Origin of the sequence: Virgibacillus sediminis, assembly GCF_042643265.1 — a bacterium.
GTDB classification, from domain to species: Bacteria; Bacillota; Bacilli; order Bacillales; family Amphibacillaceae; genus Virgibacillus_O; species Virgibacillus_O sediminis.
Genome location: NZ_JBHRRZ010000040.1, coordinates 161,283 through 184,283, shown reverse-complemented (window position 1 = coordinate 184,283; position 23,001 = coordinate 161,283). Strand labels below are relative to the sequence as shown.

The 23,001-nt window shown below is 45.4% G+C and carries 19 protein-coding genes; 18 read left to right on the top strand and 1 reads right to left on the bottom strand.

Annotated features, from left to right (window positions below; translation table 11 throughout):
* The first annotated feature begins 7 nt into the window (after positions 1-7).
* The 10 genes from ACFODW_RS17765 (at position 8) to ACFODW_RS17720 (ending at position 10,896) form a co-directional block, all read left to right on the top strand.
* Positions 8-940: an aspartate carbamoyltransferase catalytic subunit gene (locus tag ACFODW_RS17765; protein WP_390308229.1), complete on the top strand. Its 933-nt coding sequence runs from the start codon at positions 8-10 to the stop codon at positions 938-940.
* Positions 894-2,180: a dihydroorotase gene (locus tag ACFODW_RS17760; RefSeq protein WP_390308226.1), complete on the top strand. Its 1,287-nt coding sequence runs from the start codon at positions 894-896 to the stop codon at positions 2,178-2,180. Before ACFODW_RS17765 ends, ACFODW_RS17760 begins: the two co-directional genes overlap by 47 nt.
* Positions 2,173-3,273, top strand: a complete 1,101-nt coding sequence (locus tag ACFODW_RS17755; RefSeq protein ID WP_390308223.1) for a carbamoyl phosphate synthase small subunit — start codon at positions 2,173-2,175, stop codon at positions 3,271-3,273. The genes ACFODW_RS17760 and ACFODW_RS17755 overlap by 8 nt, the downstream gene beginning before the upstream one ends.
* A complete protein-coding gene (gene carB, locus ACFODW_RS17750; protein ID WP_390308221.1) occupies positions 3,266-6,466 on the top strand; it encodes a carbamoyl-phosphate synthase large subunit in 3,201 nt (1,066 codons plus the stop codon). The genes ACFODW_RS17755 and carB overlap by 8 nt, the downstream gene beginning before the upstream one ends.
* The gene (locus ACFODW_RS17745; RefSeq protein ID WP_390308218.1) at positions 6,463-7,218 is read left to right on the top strand and encodes a dihydroorotate dehydrogenase electron transfer subunit; all 756 of its coding nucleotides are present in this window, start codon (positions 6,463-6,465) and stop codon (positions 7,216-7,218) included. The genes carB and ACFODW_RS17745 overlap by 4 nt, the downstream gene beginning before the upstream one ends.
* Positions 7,215-8,135 (top strand): dihydroorotate dehydrogenase, encoded by a 921-nt coding sequence (locus ACFODW_RS17740; protein WP_390308216.1) that lies wholly within the window; start codon positions 7,215-7,217, stop codon positions 8,133-8,135. Before ACFODW_RS17745 ends, ACFODW_RS17740 begins: the two co-directional genes overlap by 4 nt.
* The gene (gene pyrF / locus ACFODW_RS17735) at positions 8,128-8,844 is read left to right on the top strand and encodes an orotidine-5'-phosphate decarboxylase (RefSeq protein ID WP_390308214.1); all 717 of its coding nucleotides are present in this window, start codon (positions 8,128-8,130) and stop codon (positions 8,842-8,844) included. Before ACFODW_RS17740 ends, pyrF begins: the two co-directional genes overlap by 8 nt.
* Complete coding sequence (gene pyrE, locus ACFODW_RS17730; protein ID WP_390308210.1) at positions 8,828-9,442, top strand: orotate phosphoribosyltransferase; 615 nt, start codon at positions 8,828-8,830, stop codon at positions 9,440-9,442. Before pyrF ends, pyrE begins: the two co-directional genes overlap by 17 nt.
* A 114-nt stretch (positions 9,443-9,556) precedes the next feature.
* A complete protein-coding gene (locus tag ACFODW_RS17725; RefSeq protein WP_390308208.1) occupies positions 9,557-10,423 on the top strand; it encodes a LysR family transcriptional regulator in 867 nt (288 codons plus the stop codon).
* A 53-nt stretch (positions 10,424-10,476) separates the two neighbouring features.
* Positions 10,477-10,896 carry an organic hydroperoxide resistance protein gene (locus tag ACFODW_RS17720; RefSeq protein WP_390308206.1) on the top strand — a complete coding sequence of 140 codons (420 nt, stop codon included), beginning with the start codon at positions 10,477-10,479 and terminating at the stop codon, positions 10,894-10,896.
* A gap of 57 nt (positions 10,897-10,953) precedes the next feature.
* Here ACFODW_RS17720 and ACFODW_RS17715 read toward each other — a convergent pair whose 3' ends face one another.
* A complete protein-coding gene (locus tag ACFODW_RS17715; RefSeq protein WP_390308204.1) occupies positions 10,954-12,666 on the bottom strand; it encodes an Rqc2 family fibronectin-binding protein in 1,713 nt (570 codons plus the stop codon).
* Positions 12,667-12,786: 120 nt separating this feature from the next.
* On the opposite strand from ACFODW_RS17715, the gene ACFODW_RS17710 reads away from it, so the two are divergent.
* From ACFODW_RS17710 to rsmB, 8 genes are all read left to right on the top strand, one after another.
* Positions 12,787-15,447 (top strand): calcium-translocating P-type ATPase, SERCA-type, encoded by a 2,661-nt coding sequence (locus tag ACFODW_RS17710; RefSeq protein WP_390308202.1) that lies wholly within the window; start codon positions 12,787-12,789, stop codon positions 15,445-15,447.
* A gap of 359 nt (positions 15,448-15,806) precedes the next feature.
* On the top strand, positions 15,807-16,067 hold the full coding sequence (remA, locus tag ACFODW_RS17705; protein ID WP_390308200.1) for an extracellular matrix/biofilm regulator RemA: 261 nt from the start codon (positions 15,807-15,809) through the stop codon (positions 16,065-16,067).
* A gap of 26 nt (positions 16,068-16,093) precedes the next feature.
* A complete protein-coding gene (gmk, locus tag ACFODW_RS17700) occupies positions 16,094-16,711 on the top strand; it encodes a guanylate kinase (protein WP_390308198.1) in 618 nt (205 codons plus the stop codon).
* Complete coding sequence (gene rpoZ / locus ACFODW_RS17695) at positions 16,711-16,908, top strand: DNA-directed RNA polymerase subunit omega (RefSeq protein WP_390308195.1); 198 nt, start codon at positions 16,711-16,713, stop codon at positions 16,906-16,908. Before gmk ends, rpoZ begins: the two co-directional genes overlap by 1 nt.
* Before the next feature lie 133 nt (positions 16,909-17,041).
* Positions 17,042-18,250 carry a bifunctional phosphopantothenoylcysteine decarboxylase/phosphopantothenate--cysteine ligase CoaBC gene (coaBC, locus tag ACFODW_RS17690; RefSeq protein WP_390308193.1) on the top strand — a complete coding sequence of 403 codons (1,209 nt, stop codon included), beginning with the start codon at positions 17,042-17,044 and terminating at the stop codon, positions 18,248-18,250.
* Positions 18,247-20,655: a primosomal protein N' gene (gene priA / locus ACFODW_RS17685; RefSeq protein WP_390308190.1), complete on the top strand. Its 2,409-nt coding sequence runs from the start codon at positions 18,247-18,249 to the stop codon at positions 20,653-20,655. Before coaBC ends, priA begins: the two co-directional genes overlap by 4 nt.
* A 36-nt stretch (positions 20,656-20,691) precedes the next feature.
* Complete coding sequence (gene fmt / locus ACFODW_RS17680; protein WP_390308187.1) at positions 20,692-21,639, top strand: methionyl-tRNA formyltransferase; 948 nt, start codon at positions 20,692-20,694, stop codon at positions 21,637-21,639.
* On the top strand, positions 21,632-22,981 hold the full coding sequence (gene rsmB / locus ACFODW_RS17675; RefSeq protein WP_390308185.1) for a 16S rRNA (cytosine(967)-C(5))-methyltransferase RsmB: 1,350 nt from the start codon (positions 21,632-21,634) through the stop codon (positions 22,979-22,981). The genes fmt and rsmB overlap by 8 nt, the downstream gene beginning before the upstream one ends.
* Positions 22,982-23,001: the final 20 nt, after the last annotated feature.

Below are 23,001 nucleotides of genomic sequence, written 5' to 3'. Positions count from 1 at the left end.
TGGTTTGATGCGGCACTTTATCTCTGTAGATCAATTCTCTGAAGGAGAAATATGGAACCTTTTGCACAGGGCTGAACAATTTAGTATGGGAAGAGTACCGGGCTTTTCGAAGCCGTTGTATGCAGCGAACCTTTTCTTTGAACCTAGCACAAGAACGAAAATGAGTTTTACTATGGCACAAAAGAGATTGGGAATGGAAGTCCTTGATTTCCACACAGACACGTCCAGTACCAAAAAAGGGGAGACACTGTACGACACATCCAGGACCCTGCAGGCAATAGGAGCAAATCTGCTGGTCATTCGGCACCCCTCGGATGTATGGGCAGATGAGCTTCAAGACAAGCTTTCCATTCCGGTAATAAATGCAGGAGCCGGGAAGGCGGAACATCCATCGCAGTGTATGCTGGATCTCATGACAATCTATCAAGAGTTCTCAGGCTTTTCGGGCTTGAAGATAGTGGTTGCAGGAGATATCAGGCATAGCAGGGTAGCGCATTCCAATGCGAGAGCATTAAAGTCTCTTGGGGCTGAAGTCTATCTTTGCGCCCCGCCTGGATTCCAGGATGAGTCTCTTGACTTTCCCTATATCAGCATGGATGAGGCCGTTAAAGTGAGTGATGTTCTTATGCTCCTTCGTATACAGCATGAGAGGCATCATGGGGTTGCTGGTCCTTCCGTTGACTATCTGACAGAGTATGGCCTCACCAAACAAAGGGAAAAGAAGATGAAGCAGCACTCCATTATTCTTCATCCTGCTCCAGTGAACCGTGGGGTGGAGATAGATTCAGATCTTGTAGAATGCAGCCGCTCCCGTATTTTTAAGCAAATGGAGAATGGTGTATATATGCGAATGGCAATAATGTCAAAAATTTTAGAAGAGTGGGGGATTATGGGTGAAAATATTATTGAAAAATACAAACCAGCTCTGGCAGGAAGATGAACAGTATACTTGCGACATTTTGATAGAGGATAGACAAATAAAAAAGATGGACCAAAATATTAATGAAAAAGCAGACGAGGTGATTGACTGTACAGGGAAGCTGGCTGTACCGGGTTTCATTGATGTCCATATCCATTTGCGTGAACCAGGCGGAGAACATAAGGAAACAATTAGAACAGGAAGCCTGGCTGCCGCGTGCGGTGGTTTCACCACGGTTTGCGCCATGCCAAATACCACTCCTGTACCCGACAATACGGAAGATGTACAGGCATTGCTCGAAAAGATTGAACAGGATGCTGCCGTCCGAGTGCTCCCTTATGCAGCGATAACAAAAGGGCTAAAAGGAAAAGAACTGACAGATATCAGTGAACTGGCCAAAGAGGAAATTTTTGCTTTTACGGATGACGGTGTCGGCATCCAAACGGCTGATCAGATGCTTCGGGCTATGCGGGAAGCAGCACAAGCCGGCAAGCCGATTGTAGCCCATTGTGAAGATAATTCCATTGTATATGGCGGGGTTCTGCATGATGGAAAAGTAAGCGAACGGTTGGACCTGCCGGGGATTCCTTCCTTAAGCGAATCCGTGCAGATAGCCCGTGATGTCCTGTTGGCGGAAGCAGCTGACTGCCACTACCATGTCTGCCATGTAAGTACGAAAGAATCAGTGCGTGTCATCCGGGATGCTAAGAAGGCAGGTATCAAGGTCACGGCGGAAGTCACTCCCCATCACCTGCTGCTTAATGAAGAGGATGTCCCAGGGAACGATGCCAACTATAAAATGAACCCGCCCCTAAGAGCCCGAGAGGATCAGCAGGCATTAATAGAAGGCCTTCTGGATGGGACAATTGATTTCATAGCTACTGATCATGCTCCACATGCTTCAGAAGAAAAAGCAGACGGATTCCTGAAAGCTCCTTTTGGAATTGTCGGCCTGGAGACGGCATTTCCACTTCTTTATACATATATGGTGAAAACCAATAAAATCACCTTAAAGCAACTGGTCGACTGGCTGACCGTGAGGCCTGCGGAGGTATTCAACCTTCCTTATGGCACGCTTGAGGTGAATGCAGTGGCAGATATTACCCTCATCGACTTGGATAAACAGTCTATTATCAATAAAGACCATTTCTATTCAAAAGGTAGAAACACTCCATTCCATGGATGGGATGTGGAAGGGATACCTATTCTCACCATCTCAGAAGGAAGGATTGTCTATAAGGAGGATTATAATAATGGCTAAACGACAGCTTGTTCTAGAAGACGGTACTATATTTATTGGAGAAAGTTTTGGAAGTGAACGGGCCATAACAGGTGAAGTAGTATTCAATACAGGGATGACAGGTTATCAAGAGGTGATCAGTGATCCTTCGTATTGCGGTCAGATTGTAATGATGACTTATCCTCAAGTAGGAAATTATGGGATTAACCGGGATGACTTCGAAACAGTTCATCCGTTCATCCATGGTTTTATTGTGAAGGAAGTGTGTGAGGAGCCTTCTAATTTCCGAAGCGGTGAGACGCTGGATGAGTTTTTAAAAGCTCACGATATTCCCGGCATTTCCGGTATTGATACGAGAAAGCTGACAAAGATCATCCGCCGGCACGGGACAATGAAAGCGACAATTAGACCAGTGGAAGAAACAGCTGAAGATATTGCCAGGCAGCTAAATACTGCTCAATTGGACAGAAATCAAGTGGAACGGACGTCTACTGTAAAGCCTTACGTTGTACCAGGCAGGGGAAAGCGCATTGTTATGGTGGATTTTGGTATGAAACATGGCATATTGCGTGAACTGACACAGCGTGACTGCCACATCACTGTTGTTCCCTACCATTACGATGCTGCATCCATCTTAAGACTAAAGCCTGATGGCATCATGCTTACCAATGGACCTGGTGATCCTAAGGATGTACCGGAAGCTATCAATATGATTAAGGAAATTATTGGAAAATTGCCTTTGTTCGGTATATGCCTCGGCCATCAGCTTTTCGCACTTGCTTGTGATGCAGATACTGAAAAACTGAAATTCGGCCATAGAGGGGCAAATCATCCAGTAAAAGATTTAGAAACTGGGCGGACATACATTACGTCACAGAATCACAGCTATGCAGTACGCAGGGAGTCATTAGCGCAAACGAAGCTGGACCTGACACAAATTGCCCTAAATGATAACACCGTCGAAGGTATCAGACATCAGACACATCCCGCGTTTTCGGTTCAGTATCACCCAGAAAGCTCACCGGGACCGGAAGATACAGGCTACTTGTTCGATGAATTTCTGAAAATGGTGGAAGTCGGCCAACTTAAAAAGGAGGAGCATACCTATGCCTAAAAATAACGACATCCAAAAAATACTGGTGATCGGTTCTGGTCCCATTATCATCGGCCAGGCTGCGGAATTTGACTATTCAGGAACACAGGCTTGCCAAGCCCTCCGTGAAGAAGGCTATACAGTCATTCTGGCCAATTCAAATCCGGCAACCATCATGACGGATCATACGGTGGCGGATAAAGTATATATGGAGCCTTTGACTGTCGAATTCCTAACCAAGATCATCCGGAAAGAGATGCCTGATGCATTGCTGCCTACACTCGGCGGGCAGACCGGTCTTAATCTGGCTATGGAACTGGAGAAGACGGGAATTCTGAACCAATATGGTGTAAATCTGCTTGGGACTTCGTTGGAGGCTATTCAGAAAGCAGAGGACCGTGAACAATTCCGGACATTGATGGGAGAATTGAATGAGCCGGTGCCAGACAGTTCCATTGTCAATTCCGTAGACCAAGCATGCGATTTCGCTAAAGAGATCGGTTATCCCGTTATTGTCCGGCCCGCTTATACACTTGGCGGCACTGGAGGCGGAATGTGTAACGACGAGAAGGAACTCAGGGAGATTGCCAGGAATGGCTTATCGCTATCACCGGTGAACCAATGTCTCATCGAAAAGAACATTGCTGGATATAAAGAAATTGAGTATGAAGTGATGAGGGATCAAAATGATCAGGCAATCGTTGTCTGTAATATGGAGAATGTGGACCCGGTCGGTATACATACGGGAGATTCCATTGTGGTTGCACCATCCCAGACACTGAGCGACCGGGAATACCAAATGCTTCGCAACGCATCCCTGAAAATTATCCGCGCCTTGAAAATTGAAGGAGGATGTAATGTCCAGCTAGCATTGGATCCCGACAGCTTCAATTACTATATTATAGAAGTAAATCCGCGCGTATCCCGTTCCAGTGCGCTTGCCTCCAAAGCAACTGGGTATCCTATTGCCAAGATGGCAGCAAAAATTGCTGTGGGGTTAACTTTGGATGAGATCATTAACCCCATTACAGGTACGACCTATGCCATGTTCGAACCATCCTTGGATTACGTAGTAACTAAGATTCCACGTTTTCCATTTGATAAATTCAGCAGCGGAGACCGTTATCTTGGTACCCAGATGAAGGCTACTGGTGAAGTGATGGCGATTGGCAGGAATTTTGAAGAATCTTTCCTGAAGGGTATACGTTCTCTTGATATCGGAACAGAAGAGCTTGGCTTGGCTAGTGTTGAAAATCTGCCAGATTCAAAGATTATCAAGCATCTGAAAAAGCCGGGAGACGAGCGGGTATTCATGTTGGCAGAAGCGTTCCGGCGAGGAATGTCGGTCGAGGAAATCTTCGAACTGACTAAGATTGACCGGTTCTTCCTAGTGAAAATCCAGAAGCTGATCAAGTTTGAAGCTGTGCTGAAAGAGAATAAATTCAATGCTGCCATAACAGAACAGGCTAAAAAGTTAGGCATTCCGGATGCCCATCTCGCAAGGCTTTGGAATGTACCTGTTGATGACGTCTACCACTATAGAAAAGAAGAGAAAATACTGCCAGTCTATAAAATGGTTGATACCTGTGCGGCTGAATTCGAATCAGAAACACCATATTTCTACAGCACCTTCGAAGAGGAAAACGAGTCCAATGTTACAGACAGAAAGAAAGTGCTAGTGCTTGGATCCGGGCCAATTCGAATTGGACAGGGAATTGAATTTGATTATGCTACGGTACATTCGGTTCTGGCAATCAAAGAAATGGGCTATGAAGCTATCATTATGAATAACAATCCAGAAACAGTTTCGACCGACTTCAGCATCTCCGATAAATTATATTTCGAACCACTTACTTTAGAGGATGTCATGCACGTCATCGACTTGGAAAAACCAGAGGGTGTCATTGTCCAATTTGGCGGACAAACAGCTATTAATCTTGCAGCCGGCCTCGAACGCCGTGGAGTGAAAATCCTCGGTACAAGCCTGGAGGCTATAGACCAGGCGGAAGACCGGGATAAATTTGAAATCTTGCTGAACGACCTTGATCTACTGCGTCCAAAAGGAAAGGCCGTCAAGAAGCTAGCGCATGCTGTTGAAGCGGCGAAGTCCATTGGCTACCCTGTTCTTGTCCGTCCTTCCTATGTCATTGGCGGAAGTAGAATGGAGATTGTCTACAGCGATACGGAGCTAAAAGCCTACCTGGACAAATCAGCAAATGTCAACAGTGAGCATCCTATTCTGATCGATAAATATGTTACAGGTATTGAAGTGGAAGTAGATGCCATCAGTGATGGTGACACAGTGGTGGTTCCCGGTATTATGGAACATATTGAACGATCGGGTGTCCACTCCGGCGATTCCATTGCCGTCTATCCCCCTCAGCGGCTCAGTGACAGGGTCAAGGACAAATGTATGGAAGCAGCTGCCAAAATAGCACGGGGCATTGATGTAAGAGGATTGATAAATATCCAATTCATTATTCAAAATGAAGAAGTATATGTGTTGGAGGTAAATCCTCGTGCAAGCAGGACGATTCCATTCCTGAGTAAGATTACCGGAGTGACGATGGCTAATCTGGCAACAAGATGTATTCTCGGTGAAAAATTGTCTTCGCTTGGATATACAACCGGTATTCTTCCCGAGGCGGAAGAAGTTTCCGTCAAAGTACCTGTCTTCTCCTTTGAGAAGCTTCAGAGGGTGGACACGATCCTCGGACCGGAAATGAAATCGACCGGAGAAGCAATCGGCCATGACAAAACATTGGAAAAAGCATTATATAAAGGACTGATTGCTTCTGGAGTGAAAATCCCGCAGGAAGGATCTGTTCTGCTGACTGTTGCGGATAAAGATAAACAAGAAGCAAGCCAGATTGCTGAACACTTCCATCAGCTCGGATTCCAATTGTTTGGAACGGAAGGAACAGCCGCTTATCTACGCCAGTCCGGCATTCCTGTGAAGGAAGTGGCCAAAATAGGGTCAGGCAATCCAGATGTTCTGTCGGTTATCGAAGAAGGAAGCGTTCAGTTTGTCATCAATACCCTCACGTCTGGTCAACAGCCTAGGTCTGATGGTTTTAAGATTAGAAGAGGAGCTGTGGAACATGGGATTGCATGTCTGACCAATCTGGACACGGCGAATGCCATACTTCATGTCATTGATTCAACGACCTTTAGTGCGCAGGCGATGGTCGATAAAGAGGTTGTGCTTTCATGATAAATAAAGAGAATATGTACATTCAGAGCCGGGAGCAAATAGCGGAAGACACCATCGAAATGGTGCTGGAAAATCAATGGATCAGCCAAAAAGCTGTGCCTGGCCAGTTTCTTCATATCAGCGTGCCCGGGCACACATTGCGCCGGCCGATATCCATTGCCGATATAAACAAGGATGCCGGTACCACTACGATTTTGTTTAAAATTACCGGATCAGGAACAGAGAGTCTGGCCGCTTATCAACAGGGAATGAGTTTCGACGTACTTGGACCATCTGGTAATGGTTTCCCTCTCACAAATGAGAGAGAACAGACTATCCTATTAATCGGCGGAGGAATTGGGGTGCCTCCTCTCCACTACCTTGGGAAGACGCTTGCTGAGCAGGGGAAGCACGTCATTGCTGTTTTAGGGTTTCAAACAGACCGCCATGTCTTTTATGAGACGGAATTCCAAGAGTTTGCAGAAACTTATATAGTTACAGATGATGGTTCCTACGGGGCGTCCGGTTTTGTTACCGATCTGCTTGGGGACATAGGTGAGTTCGATCAATATTATACCTGCGGCCCGTTACCGATGCTTCAGGCTGTTAAGAAGCAGCTCACAGATAAAGAAGGGTATATTTCACTGGAGGAGAGAATGGGATGCGGTATCGGGGCATGTTTTGCCTGTGTCATTCCAGAGGCCGGAACATCAGGTTACCGAAAAATTTGTAAGGATGGCCCGGTTTTCCGTGCAGAGGAGGTCGCACTATGACAGATTTATCGGTACAGCTGCCTGGCCTTAACTTGAAAAATCCGGTGATGCCGGCATCAGGCTGCTTTGGTTTTGGCCGAGAATATAGTGAGTTTTATGATTTAAGCAGATTAGGAGCAGTAATCATGAAGGCGGCCACAGGTACAGCAAGATATGGCAATTCGACACCTAGGGTAGCGGAGACAGCCTCCGGTATGCTGAACGCAATTGGCCTGCAAAACCCTGGGGTAGAGAAAATTATCGAAACGGAAGTTCCTTTTCTGGCAGATTACGACGTGCCTGTTATTGCGAATATAGCAGGAAGCACCGTTGAAGAGTATCAAAAGGTAGCGGAAGCATTCAACCATACGGATGATGTTCATGCACTGGAACTGAATATTTCTTGTCCTAATGTGAAAGAAGGAGGTCTCCAGTTTGGTACCGATCCGGGCATGGCGGCAGAAGTGACGCAGGCGGTCAAACAGGCAAGCAGGCTGCCTGTCTACGTAAAACTCTCTCCGAATGTCTCGGACATTGCCTCTATGGCAAAAGCAGTAGAAGACGCAGGGGCAGCCGGCCTATCCATGATCAATACATTATCCGGAATGCAGATGGACCTTCCGTCAAAGAAACCTCTTCTTGCTAATGGCACAGGGGGATTATCCGGCCCGGCCATTAAGCCGGTTGCAATCCGAATGATCTATGAGGTCAAACAGCAGGTCAACATTCCTATTATCGGAATGGGGGGAATTACCAGTGCAGAGGATGTCCTTGAATTTTTACTAGCGGGAGCGGATGCGGTGGCAGTTGGGACAGCTAACTTCCAGAACCCCTTTGTGTGCCCCGAAATTATAGAGAAGCTGCCAGAGGTCCTGCATACTTATGGAATTGATTCAGTAAAAGCAGCAACTGGAAAAGGGGTGCCCATATATGAGTAAGGATATATATATTGCCCTCGATTTTCCAGAAGGGGCAGCAGCAGAACGCTTTCTAGAACGTAATGAGCTGGACGGTGTTCCAGTTAAGGTAGGGATGGAGCTTTTCTATCGGGAAGGCCCGACCATCATCGAGAAATTGAAAGATAAAGGACATCCTATCTTCTTGGATCTGAAGCTGCACGACATACCGACTACGGTCATGAAAGCAATGACTAATCTGGCAAGACTGCAGGTTGATATGGTCAATGTCCATGCCTTAGGCGGGGCAAAAATGATCCATTACGCAAAAGAAGGTCTGCTTGCCGGCTCTTCTCCTGGAAAGGACCCTAAACTGATTGCTGTAACAGTACTTACCTCGATGGATGAAACAACATTGCAACAGGAATTGAGGCTCTCCGGAAGCCTGGAATCCAACACAGTGCATCTATCGGAACTTTCAAATGCCAATGGTGCAGATGGTGTTGTATGTTCTGTACATGAAGCAGCGTTGATCAAGGAAGCTTGCAATTCTGACTTCCTTACCGTTACACCTGGCATTCGGCTGGCTGGAACAGACAGCAATGATCAGAAGCGGGTGTCCACCCCGGCATATGCAAAAGAGAATGGGGCTGATGTGTTGGTGATTGGGCGAAGTATTACACAAGCTTTTGATCCGCTTAAAGCGTATAAACAAGCTGTAAAGGAGTGGCAGGATGAAAGTGAAGGATAATTTAGCGAGAGATTTATTGGACATTAAGGCTGTTCAAATTGATAAAGATAACTATTTCACATGGACATCTGGTATTAAATCACCGATATATTGTGATAACCGGCTAACGTTGTCCTATCCAAATGTACGAAAAAAGATCACAGAAGAATTTGTCAGCTTGGTAGAAGGCATGGAAGAACAGCCGGAAATCATTGCTGGTTGTGCGACGGCAGGGATTCCGCATGCTGCATGGCTTGCAGATCGTCTGGGTCTTCCGATGATTTACGTACGTTCCAAGCCGAAAGCACATGGAAAAGGAAATCAAGTGGAAGGGGAATTGCCGGCAGGAAAAAAAGTACTGGTGATTGAAGATCTCATCTCCACTGGGGGCTCATCCCTGCAAGCTGCCGATGCGATTCGTCAGGAAGGCGGAATAGTTACAGGAGTTGCAGCTATTTTCACTTATGGGCTGGAGAAGGCGAAAGAGACATTCCAGGAGGCTGGAATACCTCTGTCGACCATTACTGGGTTTGATCAACTGCTGGAAGCCTTGGCTGCTGATGGGAAATTGGATGAACAAAGTAAAATGGAACTGCTGGCATGGCGTGACCATATGTAATACGAGAGAGGTGGCTTGTTAAGCAGGCCATCTTTTTTATGGGCTGAAAATGCATTATGGAGGGAGATGTTTTATAATAAGGGAATAAGAAAGCTTAAATAGGAGCTGCAGCGTATGAAAATAGATGACTATAATTTACTTCTTAAGTTAAATGAGGTAGGGACGATAAGGGGTACTGCTAAAGCAATCCTCATTTCACAGCCGGCAGTAACCCAGCGTCTTAAATATATCGAAGATTATTTCGGCCATTCCATATTCATTCGGACACCCAAGAGGCTTCTTCCCACACCTGCAGGAGAGTTGATTCTTGAACATGCAGATAATGTAATAAAGGGAGAAAATGAGCTGGAGAACTTGCTGGCATCTTCATCAAAGCGTGTGCAAGGGACACTGTCCATTGCCTGTTCTTCCTTGATCAGCCAGCGGTTCCTCCCCGCAATATTGGGTGAGTATACGGCTACATATCCTCAGGTGGCGGTTGACCTGGTTACTGGAATCAGTGAAAACATCCGTAGGGAGCATAAAAACTATCATTTATGCATCATACGCGGAGAAAAACTAAAGGAGTGCACCTCTGTCCGTCTATTTGATGATCCCTTATTTATATTCGATACCGAACCGTTTCCTGAAAATAAATTGAAGGAGCGTCCGCTTATCTCTTTCAGCAGTGATGATAGTATGCATGAAGTGGTTGATACATGGCTGTACGACCATCAGGAGGAGATAAAGCCTGTAAAGACGATTACCGTGGATCAGATTGAAACATGCAAACAGTTTATGAAGCAGGGGATTGGCATGGCAGTGCTCCCGGAAAGCGTATCCGACAGCATGAAGGATGAGTACCCACACCTGCCGTTGTTGCTGAATGGAAAGCCGGTTACCCGTGGGACATGGGTATGTTATCAGGAGGGTGTCCGAAGCCTTCCGCAGGTGGATCATTTCATTGAAGCTTTGACCAAACAATCCTTCCTGGAAGTTTAGAATATTTCCCCTGGAGGAATAGTTCTTTAAGAGATTCTTAAAGGAGGCTAATGATGAGTAAAGTATTGTTCACCTCAAAGGCAACTGCAAAGAATGGCCGGGATGGCCATGTAAAATCTGACGATGGTTTAATTGATTTAGACCTTGTCAATCCGGTTAATAATAAAACGGATAAAGGCTCGAATCCGGAACAGTTATTTGCAGCAGCGTACTCTGCCTGTTATGACGGGGCATTAAGCCATGTCGCGGGGGAACAGAATAAAGAAATAGATTCAGAAACAACTGTCGAAGTAAGCTTTCTGAAGGATGAAGAAGACGGCGGCTTTAAAATTGGTGCTACCTTAAATATTGAAATTCAAGGTGTCAGCCAGGGAGAGGCTGAAGAGCTTGCAGAAGCAGCTCATCAGTTCTGTCCCTATTCAAAAGCTACCAGAGGAAATATAGAAGTGAAATTGAATCCTAAAGCTGTATAAAATACAAAACGGATGGCTTCAAAGAGCCATCCGTTTTGTATTTATTGCGGTAATTGATCAGGAGTCCGCCCTAAGTGACTGAATCGTTTTCTCTCTTGGTGTGACGTAGAGAGTTTTCTGATGGTCATAAGTGACAAAGCCTGGCTTCGCACCGTTCGGTTTCTTCACATGACGAATTTTTGTATAATCCACCGGTACAGATGAAGAGGCCTGGGATTTGCTGAAATATGCGGCAATCTCTGCTGCCTCCAATAATGTTTCCTCTGAAGGATCGGAAGAGCGGATGATTACATGAGAGCCAGGAATATCCTTTGTATGCAGCCATATATCATCACGATGAGCCAATTTTGTTGTGACATATTCATTCTGCTTATTATTCTTCCCTACAAGTATGGCTGTTCCATCCGTGGATTCATATTTTTCCGGGTTAGGTTTCTTCGGTTTATTTTTATTCTTCGACCGGTTTTTTTGTTTACTGAGATACCCTTCCTCCCGCAGTTCTTCCCGTATTTCCTCAATATCTTCCGTACTTGCGACATCAATCTGCTGCATCAGCTGGTCAAGGTATTCTAATTCTTCCTGTGCTTTATCCATTTCCACTTCCACTGCCCGTTTTGAATTTTTCAACTTCTGATAGGTCTTATAGTAGGTCTGGGCATTTTCGCTTGGTGTTTTATTCGGATTCAATTCAATCGTCAGTTCCTTTTGTTCCGGGTCATAGTAGTCTACTACTTTTACCGAAGAGTCGCCGTTTTTTACTAAGTGAAGATGGGCCGTCAACAGCTCTCCAAGTTTTTGATAGCGGTCGGCATCTTCGGCTTTCTTCAATGTCTGTTTATGTTTTTTCAGTTTCCGGTGGTTCTTGTCTTTTTCGTTTTTAATAAAACGGTAGAGATCCTTTGCTTGTTGTTTGACACGGTCCCGCTCTGCTTTCCTGGAATAGAAACTATCCAGCATCCGGTTCACAGAAGAGAAAGTTTCCTTTTCTCCATCCCTGGACAAAATAGGGAGCACATGAAAGTCTTCTTTGCCGTTACGATAAATGGCTGGTTCATATTGGTGCCGATTCATCTGATCCTGCATCTGTTTGAATTCTTCCACATAGTTCTGTGTACTTCCAAGGCCAGCCCGATTGGTAAGTTCCCTGGCTATAAAGGGAGAGAAGCCGACAAGCGTACCGACAATTTGCTTCTCCAGCTTTCCGGCATTAAAATCCAGCTTGCGTGTCAGCTGTCCGCTGTCCATTTCAAGTGGATTCCATTTATCCTGCATAGGGGGGAGCTTATATTCGTGTCCGGGAAGAATGGTCCGATGGCGGTTCTGTGCCATGGAGATGTGTTTCAGACTGTCCACGATCTGGCCTTTATCTTTATCTACCAGCATGACATTGCTATGCTTGCCCATTAACTCCATGACCAGCGATTTATAGGAAATGTCTCCAATCTCATTTCTGGTCCTTACGGAAAAAGTAATAATCCTTTCCATTCCATATTGTTCGATTTCTTCTATGATGGCTCCTGATAAATGCTTTCTGAGAACCATACAAAACATTGGAGGCTCTTTGGGGTTTTGATAGACATCATCCGTCAGATGGAAACGAGCATACGTAGGATGGATGGAAAACAGCAAGGTCCGCTTTTTTCCTCTGCTTCTTACGGTGAAAACCAGCTCTGTCTCTGTTGGCTGATGGATTTTTGTAATCTTTCCCGGGAGAATTTCCTCCTTCAATTCTTCTGTTACTGCACGTGTAACAATACCGTCAAATGGCATACGTTCATCACCCCTCTCGCAATTATAGCATTTTTAGGGACAGGTCTGCATACATATCATATTACAGAGCATGATGAAGAAAATCCCAGGATTATGCTGGCTGGTTTGGAGGAGTCAAATATGAAATGGTATCAATTGGACGTAGAACGAATCGAGCAAAAGCTGCATGTTACTGCCAATAGAGGATTGACGGATAAACAAGTGGAGCAGCGGCGTAAGCAATATGGAGAGAATGTACTAGAAGCACAGAAGCAGACATCCCGCTGGCTGATTTTTTTGAAGCAATTTCAGGATTTCATGGTCTTGGTATTACTTGCTGCAACCTTAATTGCCGGCCTTTTGGGTGAATATATCGATGCCATTGCGATTATGGTAATCGTTTTGGTCAATGGCGTGATTGGCTTCTTTCAAGAGCAGAAAGCAGAGAAATCGCTGGAGAAATTAAAAGAGTTGTCTGCTCCAATGGCTCATGTGCTAAGGAATGGCCATTGGGAAAAGATAAGCTCACGGGATATTGTCATTGGCGATATTGTTCGCTTGCAAAGCGGTGACAGAGTGCCTGCTGATTTAAGGATAGTCCAGTCCAGCAGTCTCGAGACGGAAGAATCGGCACTTACCGGGGAATCACTTCCCGTGACCAAACACGCTACAGCCATCACAGCTGATGAACTGGATCCGCAAGATCAGGCAAATATGGGGTTCATGGGGACAATGGTAACAAGGGGCAGCGGAATCGGCATTGTTGTCGGTACAGGCATGGACACAGTGATGGGACAAATTGCTTCGCTTATGGTAAATACGAAGAAATTGCCGACCCCATTGGAAAGAAAACTGGCGGAACTGGGGAAAATACTGATTTTTGTGTCACTGATACTCACAGCCTTAGTTGTTATACTTGGCGTGATACAGGGGCATCAAATCTATCATATGTTCCTAGCCGGTGTTTCCTTGGCAGTAGCTGCCATTCCAGAAGGGCTTCCGGCAATAGTTACTGTAGCATTAGCCCTCGGTGTACAACGCATGATCAGAAGAAAAGCGATTGTACGCAAGCTGTCTGCAGTTGAAACGTTAGGGTGCGCATCGGTAATCTGTTCCGATAAGACGGGAACAATGACAGAAAATAAGATGACAGTGAAGGAAATCTACGTAAATGGTAACCACCTGTATGTAACCGGGGATGGCTATGATACTCGCGGAGATTACTTTCTAGGGGAGAGGAAAGTAAACGAGGAGCATCCGAATTTGGAATCCATGCTGTTGTATGGAATGCTTTGTAACAATTCTTCGCTTCAAGTAAAGAAGGGAAAATATCTGGTTGATGGCGATCCTACTGATGGTGCTTTACTGATCGCCGCCCGGAAAATGGGCATCTCTGCTTCGGAAGGGGAAAGATACCGGGTAGTAAAAGAATTGCCATTTGATTCGGATCGTAAGCGGATGAGTGTGGTAGTTGAAGATGATAATCAGATGAGATTTTTGGTTACTAAAGGGGCGCCGGAGGTCCTCCTCCCGAGATGCTCTTTTCACGTCCAAGAGCATGGCAGGCAGGTAATGAAGGAGCAGGACAAAGGGAGAATTGAACAGGCAATCAATCATATGGCCAACAAGGCCATGCGTACCCTGGCAATAGGTATGAAGCCGCTGTCCAAAGAGGATTCTCTTGATGCTCCTTTGCTGGAGAATGACCTGACATTTTTCGGGCTGTACGGTATGATCGACCCGCCAAGAAAAGAAGTAAAACCTGCCATAGAAGAGTGTCGCCAAGCAGGGATAAAAACAGTCATGATAACGGGGGACCATGTAAAAACTGCACGGGCGATTGCTGAGAACCTGAATATTCTCCCAGAAAATGGAAAGGTGTTGGAAGGGCGCCAATTAAATCAGATGTCCGTATCTGAATTGGAAGACATTATTGATGATACGTATGTATTCGCCAGGGTTACTCCAGAGCACAAACTGAAGATTGTAAAGGCCTTCCAGCAACGAGGGCATGTAGTGGCGATGACGGGGGACGGTGTAAATGATGCTCCCGCCATAAAAGCAAGTGACATAGGGATCAGTATGGGAAGAAGCGGAACAGACGTAACAAAAGAGGCATCCTCCTTGATATTGATGGATGATAATTTTGCTACGATTAAGTCCGCCATAAAGGAAGGCAGGAATATTTACGAAAATATCCGGAAATTCATTCGGTATATACTTGCTTCCAATGTCGGAGAGATCCTTGTTATGCTGTTTGCTATGTTGCTGGCACTCCCGCTGCCATTGGTTCCTGTCCAAATATTATGGGTGAACTTGGTGACAGACGGGCTTCCTGCCATGGCACTTGGAATGGACAAGGCGGAAGGGGACAGCATGCGGAGGAAGCCGAGAGATCCTAAGGAGGGCGTATTTGCCAATGGGCTTGGCTATCGGATCGTCACCCGGGGTTTTCTAATAGGGACGGTCACCTTGATTACCTTTATGCTTGCATACCAGGATAATCCGGATAACCTTATCTATGCGCAGACAGTGGCATTCACTACCTTGGTAATGTCGCAGCTTATCCATGTATTTGACTGTCGCAGTGAACACTCGGTATTTGCAAGAAATCCCTTTGAAAATATGTATCTGGTAATGGCTGTGCTTTCCTCGCTGCTGCTCCTTCTAGTAGTCATCTACTGGGAACCGCTTCAGCCAATTTTCCATACTACAGCACTAAGTCTGCGTGATTGGATGCTGATACTCGTGTTCGGTTCCTTGCCAAGCGTTCTATTCGGGTTCAACACAAAGCGCAGATGACACTATAAATTTGGATAAAATCAAGAAAAACCCGTGTCGTTTAATTCAAAATTAAGCGGTACGGGTTTTCATTTTTCTTGTTTTACCGTTATAATAGAAGGGATGCGGGGATATAATGATAGCTAGAGAGCCAGGTACATTAGTTTCATGGCTGAAAAAGCCAGAGTGTCATTATACATATAACATATCAGTTTGGATAAGAGAAATGGAGCATTTGTGAGTAAGTAGGATTAAAGGCTTGATTATACTTGAGTTTTTATTGGTTAATTCCTTATAATTGAGTATTATAGATATATCAGTCCCAGCAATAATTCAGGCAAAATAGCAACAGCAGAGAAAGTAATAGAGGGGGAAAACGTTTGAGTTTACGTCTGATCAATATCGGTTTCGGAAATGTTGTTTCCGCAAATAGGATCATATCCATTGTTTCGCCGGAATCAGCACCGATCAAAAGGATTATAACCGTTGCAAGAGATAATAATAAATTGGTGGACGCCACTTACGGAAGACGTACAAGAGCAGTGATCATTACGGACAGTGATTATGTAGTTCTTTCCGCGGTACAGCCGGAGACAGTAGGACAGAGGGTCCTGACTCATGAAGAGATGGCAGACGAATAGCATCCAATGAACTAGGAGGAAGCGTTTTGATAGAAGAAAAAGGCATTCTGTTTATATTATCCGGCCCTTCTGGAGTCGGCAAGGGAACAGTGAGAAAAGCACTGTTTGAGAAAGATCCGGACCTGAAATACTCCATTTCCATGACTACAAGGGAGAAACGCCCGGGAGAAACGGATGGGGTTGACTATTTCTATAAAACCAAAGAGCAATTCGAGGAACTGATCAAAGATAATCAGCTGCTGGAATATGCACAGTATGTAGACAATTATTATGGCACCCCACGAGCATATGTAGAAGAGACCTTGGCTGCAGGAAAAGATGTATTCTTGGAAATTGAAGTACAGGGAGCCCTGCAGGTAAAGGAAAACTTCCCTGAAGGAGTATTCATATTTTTGTTCCCGCCGAGTCTGGAAGAGCTGAAGAACCGGATCATCAACCGAGGCACAGAAACAAGTGATTTAGTCTTGAACAGGTTGAAAGAAGCGCGGAAGGAAATTGAATTAATGGATGCTTATGATTATGTAGTGGTCAACGACGACGTAGACCAGGCTGTTGAGAAAGTACAGGCAATCATTCAGAGCGAGCACCTGAAAAGGGAACGTATTGCAAAACAATATAAAAAATTATTGGAGGCTGAGTTATAATGATGCTTGAACCATCCATCGATTCACTGCAGGAAAAAATCAATTCCAAATATACACTGGTCACCCTATCTGCAAAGCGTGCCAGGCAAATCAGTGAAACGAAAAAGACATTAGTAGATAATCCGAAATCCCATAAGTATGTCGGTATGGCCCTGGAAGAGATTCTGGAGGAGAAACTGACTGCTGTTGAAAGGTAATCAATGTCAGATCCCCCGCCAATTGGGTTGCGGGGGATTTTATTTATTGTTAAGCAGCAATTATCGTATAATTAGGTTCCAGCCTTTATGAACTAGCAATGTTAAATTGATTTAATGGGAGAGGGGTTTAACTATGATAGAAGGTAAAAACATCCTGTTGGGAGTTTCTGGAGGAATTGCCGCCTATAAAGCATGTTCTTTGGCTAGCAAGCTGACACAGAAAGGCGCCAGTGTGAAAGTGATGATGACGGAGAGCGCACAGGAATTTGTTGCTCCCCTGACGTTTCAGGCTCTGTCCAGGAACCCCGTTTATATAGATACATTTGTTGAAAGAGACCCCGAAAAAATTGCCCATATTGATGCAGCGGATTGGGCGGATATCATTCTGCTTGCTCCAGCTACAGCTAATATCATTGGGAAAATAGCAGGGGGAATTGCGGATGATATGCTTTCCACTACCGTGCTGGCCTCAAAGGCGGATGTTTATATTGCTCCGGCAATGAATGTGAATATGTATGCACATCCCGCAGTAATGAGAAATATGAAACTGCTTGAGGAATGGGGATACCACTTCATCGAACCCGGTGCCGGGTATCTGGCCTGCGGATGGATAGGAAAGGGGCGTCTGGAAGAGCCGGAGGAAATTATCCAGACCATAGAACTTCATCAGTCCAGAAATCTGTTATTATCCGGCCGGAAGGTACTTATATCTGCCGGGCCGACTAGGGAAAAGGTGGACCCTGTACGCTTCTTCACTAATCGATCTTCGGGAAGAATGGGTTTTGCACTCGCAGAAGAGGCTGGAAAGATGGGGGCAGATGTTACACTTGTCGCTGGCCCAACAGAATTGGAGCTTTCTAATAGTGCCATCAACCGTGTGGATGTAACTACCGCTGAAGAGATGTACCATGCTATGCACGAACATTTCCTTCAAAGCGATATAGTGATCAAGGCTGCTGCTGTCGCTGACTATCGTCCAAAGCATGTTTATGATGAGAAGATGAAGAAACAAGATGGAAACCTGACGATGGAGATGGAGCGGACCAAAGACATACTTAAATCACTGGGCGAAGAAAAAACTGGACAATATTTGGTAGGTTTCGCCGCTGAAACTTCCAACCCTTTGGAAAACGGATGGAAAAAGCTGAAAACTAAAAACTTGGATGCCGTGGTCATCAATAACGTCTCGGCAGAGGGGGCTGGGTTCCATGGGGAGACAAACATCGTCACCTTTGTAAACAAGCATCATGAACAGCAGGAAATCCCCCTTGCAAATAAGCAGGTTATCGCTGAAGAAATCCTGAAATTAATCGAACGGAATTTGAAGGATGAAGAAGAGTGAAGATAGCGAAAGTAATTGTAGATGTACCAGCAAGTACGATCAATCAGACATTTGACTATCGGGTGCCAGAAAAGTTCAAGGATATGCTCAGGGTAGGCATGCGTGTAGTTGTTCCCTTCGGTCCGAGGAAAGTGATGGGATTCGTGGTAGGCGAAGCGGAAGAGACAGAATTTGACCGAGTAAAAGATGTCCACGATGTTCTTGACTTGACACCGGTACTGACGGAAGAGTTGCTTGACTTAGGCAAATGGCTGGCTAAAAACACCATAAGCTTCTATATAACTGCTCTACAGGCGATGCTCCCCCAGGTGCTGAGGGCCCAATATAAAAAAGAGCTGATACGTTTATCTGATGGGGAACTCGACGAGAAGCTTGAGAGTTTGTTTGCCGGCCGAGACGTCATTCCTTATGAGGAAATGGATGGTTCTTCTGTAACCTACCGGACAGTGCAGCAGGCAATTCAGGATGGCGATATTGCGGTTGAATACCTGGTGAAATCCAAGGAAACGAAGAAATATGTCACCATGATTCGTCCTCGTCGGGATTCTTATTTACTGGAGGAAGCCTATCATGACCTGTCAGGAAATGCGCGGAAGCAGAGGAAATTGCTTCAGCATTTTATTGAAGCTCCGGAACCGGTAGAAAAGCAGTTCCTGCTCAAAAAGGTCCAGACAATGGGCAGCACACTGAAAGCCTTGGAGGACAAGGGACTGCTGGAGTCATACCGGGTGGAAGCTTACCGGAATCCTTACAATGATGATGCCTTCGCTCAGACAAGGCCGCTTGAACTGACAGTAGAGCAAAAGGCGGCCATCCAGCCTATCAATCAGAAAATAGCAGACACGGAACATGAGGTGTTTTTACTGCACGGTGTGACAGGCAGCGGAAAGACAGAGATTTACTTGCAGGCGATACAGAATGTGCTGGATAAAGGGGAGGAAGCTATTGTTCTTGTTCCGGAAATCTCGTTGACTCCCCAAATGGTCAAGCGTTTTAAAGGCAGGTTTGGTTCGAATGTAGCTGTTATGCACAGCGCCTTGTCGGCAGGTGAAAAATATGATGAATGGCGGCGTATCCATCGAAATGAAGTACAAGTAGTGGTCGGTGCCAGGTCCGCAATATTCGCTCCTTTTGAAAACCTTGGTATCATTATCATCGATGAAGAGCATGAAACAACATACAAACAGGAGGACCAGCCAAGGTACCATGCGCGGGACGTAGCAATCCAACGAGGAAAGACACATCATTGTCCGGTAGTTTTGGGGAGCGCAACGCCTACACTGGAATCCTACGCAAGGGGCAAGAAAGGTGTTTATCAAATGCTGACATTGAAGAAGCGGACAAATGAGCAGGCAATGCCCGAGGTGAAAATCGTCGACATGCGGGACGAACTGCATGCAGGCAACCGGACCATGTTCTCCCGGACTCTCAAAGAAAAAATGGAAGAATGTATCCGTAAAGGAGAGCAGGTAGTATTGATGCTGAACAGAAGGGGATACTCCACATTTGTGATGTGCCGGGACTGTGGACATGTTAAAGAATGTCCGCATTGTGATATTGCCCTGACGTTTCATAAAAACAGCAGCAGGCTGAAATGCCATTACTGTTCCTATGAAGAGCCAATGCCTGTCAACTGTCCAGAATGTGAAAGTGATCTAATCCGATATTTCGGTACCGGTACCCAAAAAGTCGAAGAGGCGCTCACCCAACTCTTGCCAGAGGCTTCTATCATTCGAATGGATGTAGATACGACCAGGAGGAAAGGATCACATGAAAAACTGCTGACAAAATTCGCAAACAAAGAAGCCGACATACTGCTTGGTACACAAATGATCGCCAAAGGGCTTGATTTCGAAAATGTAACGCTTGTAGGTGTACTCACAGCTGATTCCATGCTACACCTTCCTGATTTCCGTTCGGCTGAAAAAACCTTCCAACTTCTCACCCAGGTAAGCGGAAGGGCAGGCAGGCATGAGTTGAGTGGTGAAGTGGTTGTTCAGACTTATACGCCGGATCATTACAGCATTGAGCTTGCTTCTACTTATAATTACCAAGATTTCTTTATGCAGGAAATGAATGTCCGTAAAACATTCCAGTATCCACCGTATGTGTTTCTAGCGCTGTTGACTGTCTCGCATACGAATCAGGTAAAGGCGGTACAGGCCACACAGAAAATTGTTCAACTTCTAATGAAAGCAGTGAATCCAGGTACGACTGTTCTAGGGCCGACACCGTCCGCCATTCCCAGAATCAAAGATAGATATCGGTATCAATGCATGGTAAAATACAAAAATGAGCCGCAAATAAGAGAATATATGGAAAAAATATTGGATTCCTTTTCGGATAATATAAAGAAAGATGACTTACAGATTACCATTGATATGCAGCCATATCATTTGATGTAAGAGACGACGCATCGCGATACAGAAAGAAGGTATAAGATGAAACGAATTGTTTTTATGGGAACCCCCGACTTTTCCGTGCCAGTATTACAGGAACTGTTAGACACAAAATATGAGGTGGTACTCGCCGTCACGCAGCCGGACAGGCCAAAGGGAAGGAAGCGGACGCTGACCCCTTCGCCTGTAAAGGTAGAGGCAGAGAAGCATAACATCCCTGTTTACCAGCCGGAAAAGGTAAGAGAGGAGTACGAGGAAATCCTCTCTTACCGTCCTGACTTGATTGTAACTGCCGCTTATGGCCAAATACTCCCAAAAGCATTGCTGGAAGGACCTGAATATGGCTGTATCAATGTCCATGCCTCCCTGCTTCCTGAACTTCGTGGAGGGGCACCTATCCATTATGCCATTATGCAAGGAAAGACAGAAACTGGTATTACTATTATGTATATGGTGGAGAAGCTGGATGCAGGAGATATACTTAAACAAGTGAAGGTGCCGATAGAGGAAACAGAACACGTTGGTTCACTGCATGATAAGCTTTCAGAAGCTGGTTCTAAATTATTGAGAGACACCCTGCCAAAGCTGTTCGCTGGTGAAATTGCTCCCATCAAGCAGGATGATGAAGAAGCTACATTTGCAGCTAATATTAAGCGGGAACAGGAAAGAATCGACTGGACCCGGCCGCATGACGCAATCTACAACCAAATACGCGGTCTGCACCCATGGCCTGTAGCCTCCACTACCTATGAAGGAGAAAACATGAAAATATGGTGGGGAGAGAAGGATAACAGTAATTATGAAGGCAGACCGGGGGAAATTGTTAATAAAGATGAAGCGTCGTTTACTGTCGCAGCCGGAAACGGGAAAGGCATCAGAATCACGGAAATACAACCGGCCGGAAAAAAGCGTATGCCGGTAAAAAATTACCTGCTTGGTTCTTCAGAGAGAATTCAAACAGGAGTCATATTGGGAGATTCATATGAGTGATTACCAACTTAGGAACAGCATCTTGGATGTACTGATTAGAATTGATCAAGATAAAGGTTTCAGCCATCTGCTTATTGATCACGAACTAAAATCCGGTAAAATTAACGCTAAGGATGAAAGTCTCCTGACGGAAGTTGTCTACGGAACCATCCAGCGGAAGTATACATTGGATTTCTATTTGGAGGATTTTGTAAATGAAAAGAAGAAGATGGATCCTTGGGTAAGAATGCTGCTGAGGATGAGCGTTTATCAAATGGTTTTCCTGGATAAGATTCCTGACCATGCCATCATCCATGAGGCAGTAGAGATTGCCAAACAGCGGGGGCATAAAGGGATTGCCTCATTTGTAAACGGTGTGCTGCGCAGTGTCCAACGCAAAGGGGTAAGGGAAACAGCTTCCATAAAGGATGAGACTAAGCGCCTCGCAGTGGAAACCAGCCACCCCGAATGGCTGGTGAAAAGGTGGGTTTCCTTTTATGGCGTCGACACTGCAAAAGAGATGTGTGAGGCAAACCTTGCTAGGAAAACCCATTCCGTCCGTGTTCAGCCAATGAGGATCTCCCGGGACGAAGCAGTAGACAGACTGAATGAAGAAGGGCTGAAAACGAGGCCTTCCGAGTTTTCAAGACAGGGCATTATTATCGAAGAAGGCAATGTCCTGAAGAGCAGCCTCTATAAGGAAGGCTATCTGACTATCCAGGATCAAAGTTCGATGCTTGTAGCGGAAATGCTTCGGCCTGAGCCGGGAATGAAGGTGCTTGATGCCTGCAGTGCACCTGGAGGGAAGGCCACCCATATTGCTGAAAAAATGAACAATCAAGGCAGTGTTCATGCGTATGATTTGCATAAGAAAAAGGTAAAACTGATTGATGAAAAATCAGAGGCGCTTGAATTGTCCATTATCCATGCCAACCAGGCAGATGCAAGAAAACTTCGTGAACAGCATGAAGAGGAGAGCTTTGACAGAATTCTGGTAGATGCTCCTTGTTCTGGCCTTGGGGTAGTCAGAGGCAAGCCGGAAATAAAATATGGCAAAGAGGAAGCTGATATTAAGCGGCTGTCCCAGATTCAATACGATATCCTCGACCATCTAGCGCCACTACTCAAACAGGATGGCCTGCTTGTATATAGTACATGTACAGTTGATATGGAAGAAAATGAACAAGTGGTGGAAAAGTTCCTGGAAAATCACCAAAATTTTCAAGTAGATGATTCTTTTTTTGATGAGCTGCCTGACGCGATAAAAGGGTCTGCAGGTATTACAGAGTATGGTTTGCAGTTATTCCCACACTCTTTTCAGACGGATGGGTTTTTCCTATCCAGATTAAGACGTAAAAGCTAAGCATAACAGCCTATTCTTAG